12 protein-coding genes are annotated in these 15,329 nt (G+C 60.3%); 3 read left to right on the plus strand and 9 right to left on the minus strand.

The annotated features are described in order from the left end of the window. Positions 1 to 19: 19 nt before the first annotated feature. A complete protein-coding gene (locus QM647_RS08505; RefSeq protein ID WP_414995077.1) occupies positions 20 to 2,029 on the minus strand; it encodes an SPFH domain-containing protein in 2,010 nt (669 codons plus the stop codon). A 120-nt stretch (positions 2,030 to 2,149) separates the two neighbouring features. Then, complete coding sequence (locus QM647_RS08510; protein ID WP_414995078.1) at positions 2,150 to 4,051, minus strand: ABC-F family ATP-binding cassette domain-containing protein; 1,902 nt, start codon at positions 4,049 to 4,051, stop codon at positions 2,150 to 2,152. Between the two features lie 96 nt (positions 4,052 to 4,147). Here QM647_RS08510 and ndk point away from each other — a divergent pair, with 96 nt between their 5' ends. Then, positions 4,148 to 4,564: a nucleoside-diphosphate kinase gene (ndk, locus tag QM647_RS08515; RefSeq protein WP_414995079.1), complete on the plus strand. Its 417-nt coding sequence runs from the start codon at positions 4,148 to 4,150 to the stop codon at positions 4,562 to 4,564. A 128-nt stretch (positions 4,565 to 4,692) separates the two neighbouring features. On the opposite strand, the gene purN is transcribed toward ndk, so the two are convergent. Both purN and purM read right to left on the minus strand, forming a co-directional pair. Beyond that, positions 4,693 to 5,268, minus strand: coding sequence for a phosphoribosylglycinamide formyltransferase (gene purN, locus QM647_RS08520; RefSeq protein ID WP_414995080.1), 576 nt, complete (start codon positions 5,266 to 5,268; stop codon positions 4,693 to 4,695). Then, positions 5,268 to 6,299: a phosphoribosylformylglycinamidine cyclo-ligase gene (gene purM, locus QM647_RS08525; protein WP_414995081.1), complete on the minus strand. Its 1,032-nt coding sequence runs from the start codon at positions 6,297 to 6,299 to the stop codon at positions 5,268 to 5,270. The genes purN and purM overlap by 1 nt, the downstream gene beginning before the upstream one ends. 63 nt (positions 6,300 to 6,362) lie before the next feature. On the opposite strand from purM, the gene rnd reads away from it, so the two are divergent. Continuing rightward, the gene (gene rnd / locus QM647_RS08530) at positions 6,363 to 7,511 is read left to right on the plus strand and encodes a ribonuclease D (protein ID WP_414995082.1); all 1,149 of its coding nucleotides are present in this window, start codon (positions 6,363 to 6,365) and stop codon (positions 7,509 to 7,511) included. Here the strand turns inward: rnd and QM647_RS08535 are convergent. From QM647_RS08535 to QM647_RS08550, 4 genes are all read right to left on the minus strand, one after another. Then, positions 7,508 to 7,981: a hypothetical protein gene (locus tag QM647_RS08535; RefSeq protein ID WP_414995083.1), complete on the minus strand. Its 474-nt coding sequence runs from the start codon at positions 7,979 to 7,981 to the stop codon at positions 7,508 to 7,510. The two genes, rnd and QM647_RS08535, sit on opposite strands and share 4 nt — an antisense overlap. 57 nt (positions 7,982 to 8,038) lie before the next feature. Next, the gene (locus tag QM647_RS08540) at positions 8,039 to 9,523 is read right to left on the minus strand and encodes a Ppx/GppA family phosphatase (RefSeq protein WP_414995084.1); all 1,485 of its coding nucleotides are present in this window, start codon (positions 9,521 to 9,523) and stop codon (positions 8,039 to 8,041) included. Between the two features lie 133 nt (positions 9,524 to 9,656). Next, on the minus strand, positions 9,657 to 11,915 hold the full coding sequence (locus QM647_RS08545; protein WP_414995085.1) for an RNA degradosome polyphosphate kinase: 2,259 nt from the start codon (positions 11,913 to 11,915) through the stop codon (positions 9,657 to 9,659). 79 nt (positions 11,916 to 11,994) lie between these two features. Beyond that, positions 11,995 to 12,690: a chromosomal replication initiator DnaA gene (locus tag QM647_RS08550; protein ID WP_414995086.1), complete on the minus strand. Its 696-nt coding sequence runs from the start codon at positions 12,688 to 12,690 to the stop codon at positions 11,995 to 11,997. A 177-nt stretch (positions 12,691 to 12,867) separates the two neighbouring features. Here QM647_RS08550 and aspS point away from each other — a divergent pair, with 177 nt between their 5' ends. After that, positions 12,868 to 14,649: an aspartate--tRNA ligase gene (gene aspS, locus QM647_RS08555; RefSeq protein ID WP_414995087.1), complete on the plus strand. Its 1,782-nt coding sequence runs from the start codon at positions 12,868 to 12,870 to the stop codon at positions 14,647 to 14,649. A 135-nt stretch (positions 14,650 to 14,784) separates the two neighbouring features. On the opposite strand, the gene QM647_RS08560 is transcribed toward aspS, so the two are convergent. Next, positions 14,785 to 15,279, minus strand: a complete 495-nt coding sequence (locus QM647_RS08560; protein ID WP_414995088.1) for a pentapeptide repeat-containing protein — start codon at positions 15,277 to 15,279, stop codon at positions 14,785 to 14,787. Positions 15,280 to 15,329: the final 50 nt, after the last annotated feature.

The raw sequence follows: 15,329 nt of genomic DNA on the forward strand, positions 1-15,329 counted from the left end.
TTTCGTTTCTGTTGGCCGTTCAGTTAACCGATTCTGGCTGTTTCTCCGGCGGCGGTGAACCGAGCGCCGTATCCAGCCCAGACTTATCGGCCACCAGCATGGCCATCAGGGCATTGAGCAGCGGATTGCCGCCGCTATCCTGCCCCGTACTGCCGCCGATAGCGATTTTCGGCACGATATCGACCCCCGATTTTTCCAGCGCCTCGGCGAACCGTTCGGCGATCTGACGCGTCAGCTGATACCTGGCGCCACCCGAGGCTTCCGCCTGTTTTGCGATGGCCTCGGCCTGGGCCAGCCCCACCTTGGTGACACGCTCGGCATCAGCGGCGGCCAGGGCGATGACGCGCTTGGCTTCCCCTTCACCCAGCAAGTGCGTGCGGTCGGCCTCGGCCTGCGCCAGCGTACGCGTCTGGTTGGCCTCCTGTTGCGAACGCGCCAGATTGGCCTTGCCTTGGTTTTCCTGCACCTGGATTGACAGGGCGGATTCGGTGATCGCCGTCTGCTGTTTGGCCTGGGCCTCGGCTTCGCGTAAGCCCCGTTCCTTCTGCGCCGCCAGCATCTGGCGGTCATAGGTACCAACCTTCTCATCGGCCAACTGACGCTGGCGCAACTGATTGAGGATCTGCTCGATCTGGTCATTGCCTTCGGCGGCGCGGGGCGTGCCGATCAGCACCTCCTGTAGCTCCAGGCTATAGGCCGAGAACTTGTCCTTCATCTGGACGGCGCTGGTCTGCTGGATATCGCTGCGATCCTGCAAAAGCTGAATAAGCGTACGGGTTTGTGCGACGTTCTTGAAGTAAGCCGAAACCATGGGGTCCAGGGTCTGCTCGACCAGTTTCTTGATATCGCCAAAGCGCTGCACCACCAGTGGCGCCTTGCGATAGTCGATATGGACGACGACCGACAGGGGCAGGATGGGCTCGAAGGCGTCCTTGGTGATCAGGGACACCTCTGAGAGGTTTTCATCCAGCTTGTGCGGTCCGACGCTGGTCTGGTCCCATTTCAGGATGAAGTTGGTGGTTGGCACCATCAGGATCTTGCCGGCGTACGGGTTGAAGGCGTACTTGCCGGGCAGGAGCGGCTCCGACCACACCCCGCGATTGCCGCGCGTCACCAGTTCGCCGTGGCGATATTCCTCGCCGGAGGTATCGGCGCCCAGTTCGCCGGTATAGGAGACGACGACGCCGACATGACCGACTTCGACCACCGTCTTGGCGACCTTCTCGACCGTCGCGAACAGGCGGTTGATGAAGTAGGAGCCTTCCACCAGCACCTGCAGCTGCCGGCCGCGCTTGCCACCAGCCGCGAGGAAGGCCTCGGGGTCCTGAAAGTTGTTGTGGAAGGTCTTAAGGTCCGCCTGGTCGTTGCCGACTGTCGGCGCGATGATCTGGTCGGCGGGCAGGGACGGGCCGTCGTGAACTGTGACCACGCCAATGGCGTCCTCGCCGTCCTTGATGACGACGGCGTTGAAGCCATCACGCGAGGCGATGATGCCGTTCATTTCATCGAACAGCGCCGAATCATTGCTCTCCATCTGGAGGCCATAGATGCGGTCGTGCGCGATAATGACGAACTGTGCCAGGTTGATGGCATATGTGCCTTCACGCAGGATCTTGCGCTGCGGCCCTTTCTGGCCACCGGCTTCCAGGAACTGACGGGTATCTTCGAACAGCGTGGCCTCGACATTGCGCGCCAGCGTCTGGGTAGAAGGCAGGGGCGCGCCGTCACGCGCGAAGACGTAGCCGACCTGGCCCTGTGGGATGGTCACCAGCGGCTGGATATGCAGACGAAACTGAAACGGGAAAAAGAAGTGGAAACCGCCGCGCAGGACGGTCGGCTGAAAACCGGCCTCACCCTTCAGGGCGATCAGTCCGCCCTTGATGGAACCAGAAGATGACCACAGCTTTTCGACAATGGCGACCCGGCTGTTGCCGACATAACGGACAGCGCCGGAGACAAGGAATATAGCGCACAGCACAAAAACGCCGGCGGCCAGGGCCACCCACGGTAAAATGTTTTCGACAGTCATGTTGAGCCCCCCTTGGGGCTTAAAGCGAAAGCGCACAATTGCGTGCGCGGTCATATTTTACGCCTGTGACTTATGGGCGCAAAGCGAAACCGGACAGCAATCGCGAAGATGTGACCGTTATCAGATGCCGGCTTCGACCTTGGCGGTTTCGTAGATTTCCGCCGCTTCCATCCATTCGCCTTCGAGTGCGACGAGTTTTTCTTCCAGCTTGGCCTTGTCTTTTCCGAGGCTTATGGCGAGCGGCTGGTTCTTCACATAAAGATCGGGATCGCCCAGTTTCAGGTCAAGCAGCTTAATCTGATTGCCGGTCGCTTCGATCTGACGTTCCAGGTCGTCAGCTTTCTTCTTCAGCGGCGCAAGGGCGTTGCGCGCGGCCGCGGCGGCCTTACGGGCTTCCTTGGTGTTGACATTGGCCGGCTTGTCCTTCGCCGCAGCTTGCGCTTCTTCGCGCGTCGCCGTCTTGGCGCGTTCGATGACCAGTTTGGCATAATCGTCCATGGTGCCGGTATAGGTCTTCACCGTGCCGTCATTGACCAGCCACAGCTTGTCCGCCACCAGTTCGACCAGTGAGCGGTCGTGGGTGATGATCAGGACGGCACCTTCATAGTCATTGAGCGCATCGAGCAGAGCGCGGCGGCTGTCGATATCCAGGTGGTTGGTCGGTTCGTCGAGGATCAGCAGGTGCGGGGCATCCATGGCCACTATGTTGAGCAGCAGGCGCGCGCGTTCGCCACCGCTGAGGTCCTTGACCTTGGTCTCGACCTTGGTGGCCGTCATGCCGAACGAGCCCAGGCGCGAACGACGCTTGGCTTCGGTCTCGTCCGGGCGGGCGCGGCGGATCATTTCCAGCGGTGTATCTTCCGGGTCCATCGCCTCGATCTGGTGCTGGTGGAACCAGGCCACGGTCATGCGGCGGTCGCGCCATTGCGTGCCGTGGCTCTCGGTAAGGGCGCCGGCCAGCAGCTTGGCGAAGGTCGATTTACCGGCACCGTTGACGCCCAAAACCCCAATGCGATCATCGGGATCGAGGCGGATGTTCATGTGGCGCAGGATGACGGTGTCGCCATAGCCGACGCTGGCGTCTTCCAGGCGCAGGATGGGTGGCGAAAGCTGCTTTTCCGGTGACGGCAGGATAAATGGCGCCACGCGATCCTCGATCGAGGCGGAAATGGGCGGCAGCTTTTCCAGCTTTTTCATGCGTGATTGCGCCTGGGAGGCCTTGGAGGCCTTGGCGCGGAAGCGATCGACGAAGGCCTGCAGGTGGGCGCGCTCGGCCTCCTGCTTGGCGGCATTGGCGGCGTTCAAGCGGGCCTTCTCAGCGCGCATGCGTTCATAAGTGTCGTAATTGCCGCTGTAATAATCGAGACGCTGGCCGACGACATGGACAATGGCATCGACCGATTCATTGAGCAGGTCGCGATCGTGCGAGATCATCAGGGCGGCATTGGGATAGCGCTTCAGGCGGGCTTCCAGCCACAGGGCGCCTTCAAGGTCGAGATAGTTGGTCGGTTCGTCGAGCAGCAGCAGGTCGGGCTCGGCCAGCAGGGCACCGGCAAGGGCTGCGCGCATCCGCCAGCCGCCGGAAAAATCGGAGATCGGACGGGTCAGATCGGCATTGGAAAAGCCCAGACCGGACAGGATTTCGGCCGCCTTGGCGGGCGCGCGATCAGCGCCGATGGCGTAGAGATCGTGATGGATTTCCGCCTGGTGCATCGGATCGGCGGTTTCCAGCGCACGCAGCAGATCGCGGCGGCGCACGTCGAGATCGAGCACCTCATCGATCAGGTGCTTGGGGGAGGCGGCGATTTCCTGGTCTACGCTGGCGATGCGCCATGATTTCGGTGTGGTAATTTCACCGCCGCCGGGCTGCGACTTGCCGAGAATAAGGCCGAACAGGGTCGATTTGCCGACGCCATTCAGACCTACCAGGCCCGCCTTGGTGCCGGGTGTCAGGGTCAGATTGGCGCCATCGAAAAAGCGGCGGCCATAGGCATCATAGACCAGGTTGGTAATCTGCAGCATGTGACTTAAAAACTTTAGAAAATACGGGTTGGCGAATGCGTCGGGTGTCGCTATAAGCCAGCGCAACTTTAAAGCCAAACAAAATTGGAACTTCCCATGTCCCGTACTTTCTCGATCATCAAGCCCGACGCCACACGCCGCAACCTGACCGGCGCGATCAACGCCGTCATCGAAGCCGCCGGCCTGCGCATCGTCGCCCAGCGCCGCGTGAAGCTGTCGCAGGCGCAAGCCGAGCAGTTCTATGGCGTCCACAAGGAGCGTCCTTTCTTCGGTGAGCTGGTCGGCCAGATGACCGCCGAGCCGGTCGTCGTTCAGGTTCTGGAAGCCGACAACGCCGTGCCGAAGTACCGTGAAGTCATGGGCGCCACCAACCCGGAACAGGCTGCCGAAGGCACGCTGCGCAAGCTGTTCGCCCTGTCGATCGGTGAGAACTCGGTCCACGGTTCGGATTCGGACGAGAACGCCGCGATTGAAATCGCGCAGTTCTTCACGGATGCCGATATCGTCGGCTAAAACGAATGGGGTTTGGGGCCTGTGGCCCCAAGTCTTATCTCTTTCAAAATAAAAACCCGGCCCCTAGAAGGGCCGGGTTTTTATTTTGAATCAGGCAAGGTTTGTGGGGTCACGGACCCCACGCCCCATTACGGTTTGAGTACGAGGCGCACCGCCTCCGCATACAGCCTGTGCTCCTCGGCCAGAACGCGCGTGGCCAGCATATCTGCCGTATCACCTTCCAGAACCGGCACCCGTGCTTGGGCAATGATCTCGCCCTCATCAACACCCGGCGTCACCCAGTGCACGGTCGCGCCATGCTCCAGCACACCGGCGTCAAGCGCACGCTCATGGGTATGCAGCCCTTTGAATTCCGGCAAAAGAGCCGGATGGATATTGATCATCTTGCCAGCCCATTGCTGCACCAGCCAGGGCGTCAATACGCGCATGTAACCGGCCAGGCAGATGAACTCGATGCCATTGCCGCGCAGCTCGGCATCGATTAGGCGTTCATGCGCCTCGCGATCCTTGCCGAATGGCTTGTGATCGAGGGCGAAGGTCTTCAGCCCATGCGCCGCTGCCCATTCCAGACCGCTGGCATTGGGGTCGTTGGAAACGGCCAGCACAAACTCGGCCGGAAAATCCGCCGCCTTTGCTGCCTCGACCAGCGCCATCATGTTGGAGCCACGGCCGGAGATAAAGATAGCCGCCTTGGTCTTCTTCATTATTTTGTTGCCAGTTGACCGACAACAAAGGCATCCTCGCCGGCATTGAGCAGGGCCGCCAGCACCGCATCGGCATCTTTCGGTGCGACATAGAGCACGAAACCGACGCCACAGTTGAAGGTGCGCAGCATCTCATGCTTCTCGATGCCACCGGTCTGCATCAGCCATTCGAACACCGGCGGGAACTCCCAGCTGTCGAAATCGAAGGTGGCGGTCAGGTGGTCCGGTACGGCGCGATCCGGGTTTTCGATCAGGCCGCCGCCGGTGATGTGGGCGCCGCCCTTGACCAGCCCTGATTTCATCAGCGGCAGGACCGTCTTGATATAGATCCGAGTCGGCTCCAGCAGGGCCTGGGCCAGGGAGAGGCCCTTGGCGAATGGCGCATCCGAGGCCCATGACAGGCCGGAGACTTCGACCACCTTGCGGATCAGAGAATAGCCGTTGGAGTGCGGGCCGGAAGAGGCCAGGCCGATGATGACATCGCCCTCGCGCATATCGTCCATCCGCGGCAGAACCTTGTTGCGATCGACGGCGCCGACCGAGAAACCGGCAAGATCATAATCGTCATTGCCATACATGCCGGGCATTTCGGCGGTTTCACCACCGACCAGCGCACAGCCGGCGCGCTTGCAGCCCTCGGCGATGCCGGCAACGACACGCTTGGCGGTATCGACGTCGAGCTTCGACGTGGCGTAATAGTCGAGGAACATCAGCGGTTCCGCGCCCTGGGCCAGCAGGTCGTTGACGCACATGGCGACGAGGTCGATGCCGACCGTGTCGTGGCGGTGAGTCTCGATGGCGATCTTGAGCTTGGTGCCGACCCCGTCGGTCGTGGTGACGATCAGCGGATCGTCATAACCGGCGGCGCGCAGGTCGAACAGGGCGCCGAAACCGCCGAGCGAGGCCTCGGCACCCGGGCGGCGGGTGGATTTGGCCAACGGCTTGATGGCATCGACCAGGGCTTCGCCGGCATCGATATCGACTCCGGAAGCCGCATAGGTTAAGCCATTTTTTGAGCCGGGTTCGGACATAAATAAATTCCTGTGATCACTTTGCCCTGTAGCGGGGCCATTCGGGTTTGCTATAACTACAAAATGACGCCAATTACAAATACCAATGACCTGATCGCCTTTTGTGAAGCGATAAAATCCGCCCCGTTCATCACGGTCGATACCGAATTCATGCGCGAGACGACCTACTGGCCGAAGCTCTGCCTGATCCAGGCGGCCAGCGAAGACCACGCCGCGATCATCGATCCGCTGGCCAAAGAACTGGATTTAAAGCCTTTTCTCGACATTCTAGCCGATGAAAGCATATTGAAGGTCTTTCATGCCTGCCGACAGGACATGGAAATCTTCGTCAATCTCGGCATCATGCCCACGCCTGTCTTCGATACCCAGGTCGCCGCCATGGCCGCTGGTTACGGCGATCAGGTGGCCTATGATTCGCTGGTGCGCCAGAAACTGAAGATCGATATCGACAAAGGCTCGCGCTTTACCGACTGGGCACGCCGGCCGCTTTCCGAGCAGCAGTTGCAATATGCTTTGGGTGACGTGACGCACCTGGCCAAGCTGTTCCCCAAGCTGCGCGACCGTCTGGAACGCCAGGGGCGCCTGGAATGGGTTTCCGAGGAAATGAAGGCGCTGACGGCGCCCGGCCTCTATTCCACCAATCCGGACGACGCCTGGCGCCGGCTGAAGCCGCGCAAGCATTCGGTCAAGTACATGGCCGTCTTCTCGCAGGTCGCGGCCTGGCGCGAACGCATGGCGCAGGAGCGCGATATGCCGCGCGGTCGCATCATGAAGGACGAAGGGGTCGACGAAATCGCCACCCAGCTGCCGACCGATCCGGCGGCCTTCGATCATCTGCGTTCGACCTCCAAGGGCTTTGGTGCCTCCAAGTTCGGACTCGATCTCGCGGAAATCATCCGCACAGTGCTGAAAAACCCGGAAGCCTTCGCGCCCAAGGTGGAAAAGAGCGCGCCGCCGGTTCAGGTACCGGCCTCGGTGGTCGAACTGCTGAAGGTCCTGCTGCGCATCCGCTGCGAGGAAGAAGGCGTGGCGCCGAAGCTGATCGCCACAGTGGCCGATCTGGAAAAGATCGCGCTCGATGACAAGGCGTCGGTGCCGGCGCTGCAAGGCTGGCGTCGGACGGTTTTCGGTGATGATGCCCTGCGTCTGAAGCGTGGCGAGCTGGCTTTGGTGCTGAACGGCACTAAAGTTGAGCTGGTCGAGCTGGATTAACAGCTACCGCCACTGTCTGCCTGTTTACGGTTCTGTACATAGGTCTTGCCGTTCCAGCGCATCACAGGGAAGCAGAAGCCTGGCCCGCCGATCATGACGTCCGGCCAGCCGCCGGGCGTCTTCACCTTCGTCGGCAGAAAGGTCGGTATGCCTTCGCTGGTATAGATGAGCTGCCACTTGCCCGAGGCCTTGCTCAGCAGGCTGAAGCCCTGGCCGGTCATTCCGTAACAGAAGGTGCCGCTGTCGGTGATCACCACATCGGCAATGCCGTCGCCATTAATGTCGCGATAATCCTCGGGCTGGATATCGGCCATGCCGTTGTCATCATCGGGACAGCCGGTCCAGTGACCGTCTTTCTGCACCATGCCGGCGGCCTTGTAGGCCAGGGCTATATCGGAAGGCAGCGGTGTGGCGCTGGCGGGAAGGGTAATAAGAGACGCGCAGACAACTGTAATGGCAACGGATTTCATAACCGGCTCCTGCGAATGGTTAACGCAGAAAACCCTCTACGCGCGAACTTGGCAAGCCTAATAAGATATAATGTTCAGATTGAGCTTGAGCGCCTGGGCGAGGGAACGCGCCCGGCGTCGGGTCTGCTCGCCGAGCAAGAGGTCTTCCCAGCCGGTCTTGGCGCTGAGGATGAGTTGCAGTTCGTGCTGGCGGATATGGGCGAGGCTCAACAGCTTGGCGGATTTGGCCGACAGGTCGCAGCCAAGGCGCAGCAGCAGGCCTAGTTGCGTCGCCTGTTTCAAGGCCTCCTCGCCGAGAATACGGCTGATCAGAACCGGCTCCTTGGTATAGGGATCGCCGCTGTAACGGGTATAGAGGGTGCAGGCAAGGAAGACGCGTTCCTGGTGGTTCTGCCCCGGAATGGGGGCACGCAGCACCTGGTCGCAGGCAAGATCGGCGCGATGATCGGGGTGGAGGCGCGCGCCGATATCGGAAAGCTTGGCGGCGGCGCGGATCAGCCGGGTGTCCGGCCGGTCGATCAGGGCCATATTGGCGCTGTCATAGAATTCCAGCGCCCAGTCGGCCAGGGCCGGACCGAGATCGTCATTGATGCCCAGGCGGTGGCCCAGCGAGGCGCAGCCGGCGATCAGCGGATCTTCCTGGCGCAGAGGCGCTTCCAGCGCCTCGAAGAGCAGGCCTTCGCGCAGACCAAAGGCCGAGAAGCACAGGGTTTCGAAATGCAGAACCTCGATCAGGCCTTGCAGCACCAGGGCGGCATAGCCGATATTTTCCAGCCGTCGCTTGGAAACACCCGGCAGTTTTTCCAGCGAGGAGGGTGACTGGCTGGCGATCAGCTTGGCGATCGACAGGGCTTCGCGCGCCGGCAGTTCGAACTGCTGGATGACCTGGAGCGGATAGTTCTGCTTCTGCATCCAGATCAGGGCGAGGTTACGCCAGGCGCCACCCACAGCATGGAACTGCTTGTTGTTGAAGCGCCCTTGCAACGGCTCGAGCCGGTCGCAGATCTGCCGGTAGGTCGCTTCAGGTTCAATAGGCTTGGGCGCGCCCAGCGCAAAGGGGCCAAGCGGCAGGGTGACCCCGCGCTGGGCGCTTTCGCTGCTGGTGTCGAGATTGACCAGTTCCAGGCTCGAGCCGCCGAGATCGCCGACCACGCCCTGGGCATCGAGATGGCCGCACTTCACACCCATGGCCGAATAGTGGGCTTCCTCCGCACCGCTCAGGACCCTGACCTGGAAACCGGTCGTTTCCAGTATGGTGGCGACGAAATCGGGACCGTCCACAGCATCGCGGATCGCCGCAGTGGCGACGACATGGATATCCTTCAGCTCAAAGGATTCCAGAATGGCCTTGAAACGGCGCAGGGCGATCAGGCTTTCCTTCATGCCGCCCTTGTGCAGGCTGCCGGTGACCTTCAGTTCGCGACCGAGCCCCGCCAGAACCTTTTCATTGAAGACGGGCCAGATCGAACGTCCTTCGACGCGATAGATCACCAGACGGACAGAATTGGAGCCAATATCGATGACAGCGGTATTGTAGTTCAAGATGTCGCTTTCCCGCAGAAACGCCCGAGACAAATCCTCGCTAACCCGTTTGGCGCGGTTTTACCAGTCGCATTATCCGGTTGCGACTGACTTCATTGTGAAGGCTTTGGGTGAAGGATCAGGGTTACGGATTTTATTTGCGCGCGCCGATATGGTCGAACGCCTGCGGTAGATCCTTGACGCCCCGGCCGCGGCCCGAAAGCGACGGATTGGTCATGAAATAATCATGCGCAGAGAAGGGCTTGTCGAGGTGACTGGCGTCCGTGCGGTTATAGCTACCGTCCGATTGCAGATACCAGCTTTGCGCCTCGTCGTTCAGGTTGGCGACCATGATCTGGTCGAGCACCTGACGATGGACGGTCGGATTTTCGATCGGGATCAGGGTTTCGACGCGGCGATCGAGATTACGGCTCATCCAGTCGGCGCTGGAAATGAAGACACGAGCCTGGTCCGAAGGCATGGCGTGGCCATTGGCGAAGCAGACGATGCGGGCGTGTTCGAGGAAGCGGCCGACGATGGATTTGACGCGGATGTTTTCCGAAACACCCGGCACGCCCGGACGCAGGCAGCAGATGCCGCGAATGACGAGATCGATCTGCACCCCGGCCTGGCTGGCCTCGTAAAGCTTCTTGATCACGGTCGAATCGACGAGCGCGTTCAGCTTGGCCCAGATCTGCGCTGGCTTGCCAGCCTTGGCATTGATAATTTCCTGATCGATCAGGTGTATAATGCCCGGTTTTAAGGTAACAGGCGAGAAGTAAAGCTTCTCCATCATCTCCGGTCTGGCATAGCCGGTGATGAAGTTGAAGACGCGCATGGCGTCACGGCCCAATTCCGGATTGGCGGTGAACAGCGACAGGTCTGTATAGATCTTGGCGGTGATCGGGTGGTAGTTGCCGGTGCCGAAGTGGCAGTAGGTACGCAAGGATTCGCCCTCGCGACGCACCACGACCGACAGCTTGGCGTGGGTTTTGTACTCGACGAAACCGTAGACGACGTGAACGCCGGCGCGTTCCATGGCGCGGGCCCAGCGCAGGTTGGCCTCTTCATCGAAGCGCGCCTTGATCTCGACCAGGGCAGTGACATTCTTGCCCTGTTCGGCGGCCTCGATCAGGGCCGCCACGATGGGACTGTCCTTCGAGGTGCGGTAAAGCGTCTGCTTGATGGCGATGACATTGGGATCGCGCGCCGCCTGACGCAGGAACTGCACCACGGCATCGAACGATTCGAACGGATGATGGACCAGGATGTCCTTTTCGCGGATGGCGCCAAAAACATCACCGCCATTGTCACGGATGCGTTCCGGGAAGCGCGGTTCGAACGGTTTGAACTTCAGGTCGTTGCGGTCGCGCGGGATCAGCTGCGATACCTCGGCCATGCCGAGGATGCCGGTCACATTGACGATATCTTCCGGCGCGGCGTGCAGATGGCCGATAATGAAACTGCGCAGGTCTTCCGGCATGGTCGAATCGATTTCGACGCGGACGACTGAACCCAGGCGGCGCTGCTTGATCAGGGCCTCGAACTCGCGCACCAGGTCTTCGGCTTCTTCTTCCATCTCGATATCGGAATCGCGCAGGATGCGGAACAGGCCGCGCGAGACGATGTCAAAGCCGGGGAAGAGCTGGTGCAAGAACAGGGAGACGAAATTTTCCAGCGAAATGAACTTACGGCGGATTGGCCCGGCCGTTGTGTCGCCCGGCTTGCGTACCGTTGATTCAACCTCCCAGAAACGCTTCACGCCGGTGGGGATCGGCACCAGGGCGTACATGGTCTTGTTGTCCTTGCGACGCAGCAGCTTGAGGACAATCGAGAAGCCGAGGTTCGGAATGAACGGGAAGGGGTGGGCCGGATCGATGGCCAGTGGGGTGAGCACCGGGAAAAGCTGGCTTTCATAGAGCTTTTCCAGCCAGGCCATGTCGGTCTTGTTGACGTCCTTGGGAGCCAGCAGGTTCAGGCCGTTATCCTGTAACTGGTTGCGGATGCTGGACCAGATGGTTTGCTGGCGGTTCATCAGTTCGCTGGCGGCGCTGTTGACCATCTCCAGCTGTTCTTGCGGCGTGTGGCCATCCACCGACAACACGCGCACGCCTTCGCGCACCTGGCCCTGCAGGCCGGCGACGCGCACCATGTAGAATTCATCGAGGTTATTGGCCGAGATCGACAGGAAGCGCAGGCGTTCCAGCAAGGGGTGGCGTGGGTTCTTGGCTTCCTCGATGACACGCTGGTTGAAGGCCAGCCAGCTCAGTTCGCGGTTGATGTAGAGCGAAGGATCGAGCGGCACATCCGGGCTGAAATCGAACCGGGCATGGGCGTTCGCCGGCACATCCAGACCGGACTCCGGCGCGGAAGGGGCGGAGGTCGTGTCCAGGGCCAGGTTCGAATCGGTCATATCGGTCGCTTCATCAAGGGAATCGGGGTGTTACGGCAGTCTAGCGCAAAAGCCTAAAAAATCTGCCGATCCCATCCAATTATCGCAAATTATCGAACGTTGTTACAGAGGCGTCACCGGACAAATCCGCTTCGTGATCGAAAAAGGACTTGGCCAGGGCGCGATTGAACGCACGTCCATTGGCATAATGCTCCAGTTCTGTGACAATTTTTTGCGCCGCGCTGACCGAGCGGTCCATCCGGCGGGCGATATAGTCGATAAAATCTGGCGAGGGCGAGATGGCGCGCTGGGCGAACAGCTTGTTCAGTATGGCGATCAGCAGGTCTTCGTCGGGCTCAGGCAGGGAGAGGATGCGCATGGCGTTCAGCCGGCTGGCCAGATCTGGCAGTTTGACATCCCAGGAAATGGGCTGATTTTCCGTCAGTAAAACAAGCTGTTGCCCGGACTTGTGAACGTGGTTGCAGAGGTGGAACAGGGTGTCTTCCGAAGCCTGTTCTGCATCGTCGACCACATAGGGCAAGGACTCAAGAGACGCCGGATCGAGCGTGAAGGTATCTTCGGCGGCCAGGAAACGGCCTTGCGTCTGGCTGGCGAAGATATGACCCAGATGGGTCTTGCCGCTGCCGGCCGGCCCCAGCAGGATCAGGTGCGGGCTCAGCCATTGCCCTGGATGCAACAGTACACCCAGTAGCGCCGCCAGTTCCGTGGTGGCGATGAACTGATCGCGGCTGTAGGGATCGCCGGTTTCCAGATCGAGAGGCAGTTGCAGGGACATACGTCTAATGTAGAAGCGCAGACCGTCGATGACAATGACCGTGAATGAGATAATCCGGGGACGAATTGTGAGTAAAATCAGTCTGGCGCATGATACAAAATGCGGCAAAAAGCTTGACTTTGCGGTCGCATCATGTGCCCTACGGCGCAACGAAATTCTTAGCTTATCGGCTTATACATGCACATCTATCGCTCCCATACCTGCGGCGCCCTGCGCGCCTCTGACGCCGGCACGCAAACCCGCCTGTCGGGCTGGATTCACCGCAAGCGCGACCACGGCGGCCTGCTGTTCATCGACCTGCGCGACCATTACGGCCTGACCCAGCTGGTCTTCGATCCCTCTTCGCCCGGCTTCGCCAAGGTCGAACGCCTGCGCGCCGAAAGCGTGATCCGTGTCGATGGCAAGGTTGTAGCGCGCGATGAAGCGACGAAGAATGCTAACCTGCCTACGGGTGAGGTTGAGGTTTATGTCGGTGAGGTCGAAGTCCTGTCGGAAGCCGCCGAACTGCCGCTGCCGGTCTTTGGCGAGCCGGAATATCCGGAAGAAATCCGCCTGAAGAACCGCTTCCTCGACCTGCGCCGCGAGACCCTGCACAAGAACATCGTCCTGCGTTCGAAGGTGATCCACTCGATCCGTCAGCGCATGGTCGACCAGGCCTTCCTCGAATACCAGACCCCCATCCTGACGGCTTCTTCGCCGGAAGGCGCGCGCGACTTTCTCGTGCCGTCGCGCCTTCATGCCGGCAAGTTCTACGCCCTGCCGCAGGCACCGCAGCAGTTCAAGCAACTGTTGATGGTGTCCGGTTTCGACCGTTATTTCCAGATCGCGCCGTGTTTCCGTGATGAAGACCTGCGCGCCGACCGTTCGCTGGAATTCTACCAGCTCGACGTCGAGATGAGCTTCGTGACCCAGGAAGACGTGTTCGCGGCCATCGAGCCCCTGATGCACGGCCTTTTCACCGAGTTCGGCGAAGGCAAGCGCGTCTCAAGCTATCCGTTCGTGCGTATTCCCTATCGCGAGTCGATCGCCAAGTACGGCTCGGACAAGCCAGACCTGCGCAACCCGATCGAGATGCAGGACGTCTCGGACAAGTTCCGTGGCGGTGGCTTCGGCCTGTTCGCCCGTATCCTCGAAAACCCGGCCAATGCCGTCTGGGGCATTCCGGCGCCGAAGGGCGGTTCGCGCGCTTTCTGCGACCGCATGAATTCCTGGGCGCAGGGCGAAGGTCAGCCGGGTCTGGGCTATATCTTCTGGTCCGAAGATCAGGGCGGCTGGGGCGGCCCGATCGCCAAGAACCTCGGCCAGGAAGGCACCGCCGCCGTCATGGGCCAGCTTGGCCTCGGCCAGGGCGATGCCGCCTTCTTCGTGGCCGGCGACCCCAAGGTCTTCTACAAGTTCGCAGGCAGCGCGCGCACCAAGGTCGGCACCGATCTGAACCTGGTCGATGAAGACCAGTTCAAGTTCTGCTGGATCGTCGATTTCCCGATGTTCGAGTACAACGAAGACGAAAAGAAGGTCGACTTCTCGCACAACCCGTTCTCGATGCCGCAGGGCGAGATGGATGCACTGGTCAGTAAGGATCCGCTCGATATCCTGGCCTATCAGTATGACATCGTCTGCAACGGTTACGAACTGTGTTCAGGCGCGATCCGGAACCACAAGCAGGACATCATGCTGAAGGCCTTCGAGATCGCCGGTTATGACGAGGCCTTCGTCGAAAGCCAGTTTGGCGGCATGCTGAACGCCTTCAAGTACGGCGCGCCGCCGCACGGTGGTCTGGCTCCGGGTATCGACCGCATCGTCATGCTGCTGGCCGGCCAGACGGCGATACGCGAGGTTATCGCCTTCCCGCTGAACCAGCAGGGCCAGGACGTGATGATGAGCGCGCCTTCGGACGTATTGGACAAGCAGCTGAAGGAACTGCACATCCGCACACAGCTGCCGATCAAGGTAAGCTAATGGGGTTTGGGGTCAAAGAGCATATCTTGGGACCCCGCAAACCTTCTGATATCTAAAGAAAAAGCCTGGCTCTAAAGCCAGGCTTTTTCTTTGATATTGAAAGACTTGGGGCTATAGGCCCCAAACCCCATAAATTTAGTGAACGACGCACACGGGGATACGTAAGCCGCGTGGCAGTTCTGTCGACCGGTCACCACAGGTCTGGTCCATCTGACGCTGGGTCAGGCCCGTGGCTGATCCCATTTCGGCACCGGAGAAGTTCACGCCGGTCAGGATAGCGCCGCGGAAATCGGCATGTTCCAGATAGGCGCCGACGAAATTGGCATTGGTCAGGTTGGCGCCGGCGAAATTGACCCGGCCGAACAGGGCGGCGGAGGCATTGATGTCACGCAGATCGGCACCTGAGAAGTTCGTGCCGTTGAATATGCCCAGGCCCATGTCGGATTGACGCAGACGCGCGCCGGCGAAGTTCTTGTTCTTCAGGGTACGGTTGTTGAAGTCGGCCTGGAACAGATTGCAGCGCGGGCAGCTGGCGCCATTTTGCGCGCTGGAAACCTGGGTGGCGTTCTGCGCCATGGCGGGCGCGCCGATAAAAGCGGTGGCCAATAGGGCCAGGACAAGACGTTTCATAAGAGGACACCTCAGCTGATTTTGCCGGAAAACCAGCAAGGGTGGGGCCA

This window comes from Asticcacaulis sp. (genome assembly GCF_047605585.1).
GTDB lineage: Bacteria > Pseudomonadota > Alphaproteobacteria > Caulobacterales > Caulobacteraceae > Asticcacaulis.

Bases quoted from the DNA above. Each gene is read 5' to 3' on its own strand.
- QM647_RS08505 (WP_414995077.1), bottom strand. From the start codon at position 2,029: ATGACTGTCGAAAACATTTTACCGTGGGTGGCCCTGGCCGCCGGCGTT.
- QM647_RS08510 (WP_414995078.1), bottom strand. From the start codon at position 4,051: ATGCTGCAGATTACCAACCTGGTCTATGATGCCTATGGCCGCCGCTTT.
- ndk (WP_414995079.1), top strand. From the start codon at position 4,148: ATGTCCCGTACTTTCTCGATCATCAAGCCCGACGCCACACGCCGCAAC.
- purN (WP_414995080.1), bottom strand. From the start codon at position 5,268: ATGAAGAAGACCAAGGCGGCTATCTTTATCTCCGGCCGTGGCTCCAAC.
- purM (WP_414995081.1), bottom strand. From the start codon at position 6,299: ATGTCCGAACCCGGCTCAAAAAATGGCTTAACCTATGCGGCTTCCGGA.
- rnd (WP_414995082.1), top strand. From the start codon at position 6,363: ATGACGCCAATTACAAATACCAATGACCTGATCGCCTTTTGTGAAGCG.
- QM647_RS08535 (WP_414995083.1), bottom strand. From the start codon at position 7,981: ATGAAATCCGTTGCCATTACAGTTGTCTGCGCGTCTCTTATTACCCTT.
- QM647_RS08545 (WP_414995085.1), bottom strand. From the start codon at position 11,915: ATGACCGATTCGAACCTGGCCCTGGACACGACCTCCGCCCCTTCCGCG.
- QM647_RS08550 (WP_414995086.1), bottom strand. From the start codon at position 12,690: ATGTCCCTGCAACTGCCTCTCGATCTGGAAACCGGCGATCCCTACAGC.
- aspS (WP_414995087.1), top strand. From the start codon at position 12,868: ATGCACATCTATCGCTCCCATACCTGCGGCGCCCTGCGCGCCTCTGAC.
- QM647_RS08560 (WP_414995088.1), bottom strand. From the start codon at position 15,279: ATGAAACGTCTTGTCCTGGCCCTATTGGCCACCGCTTTTATCGGCGCG.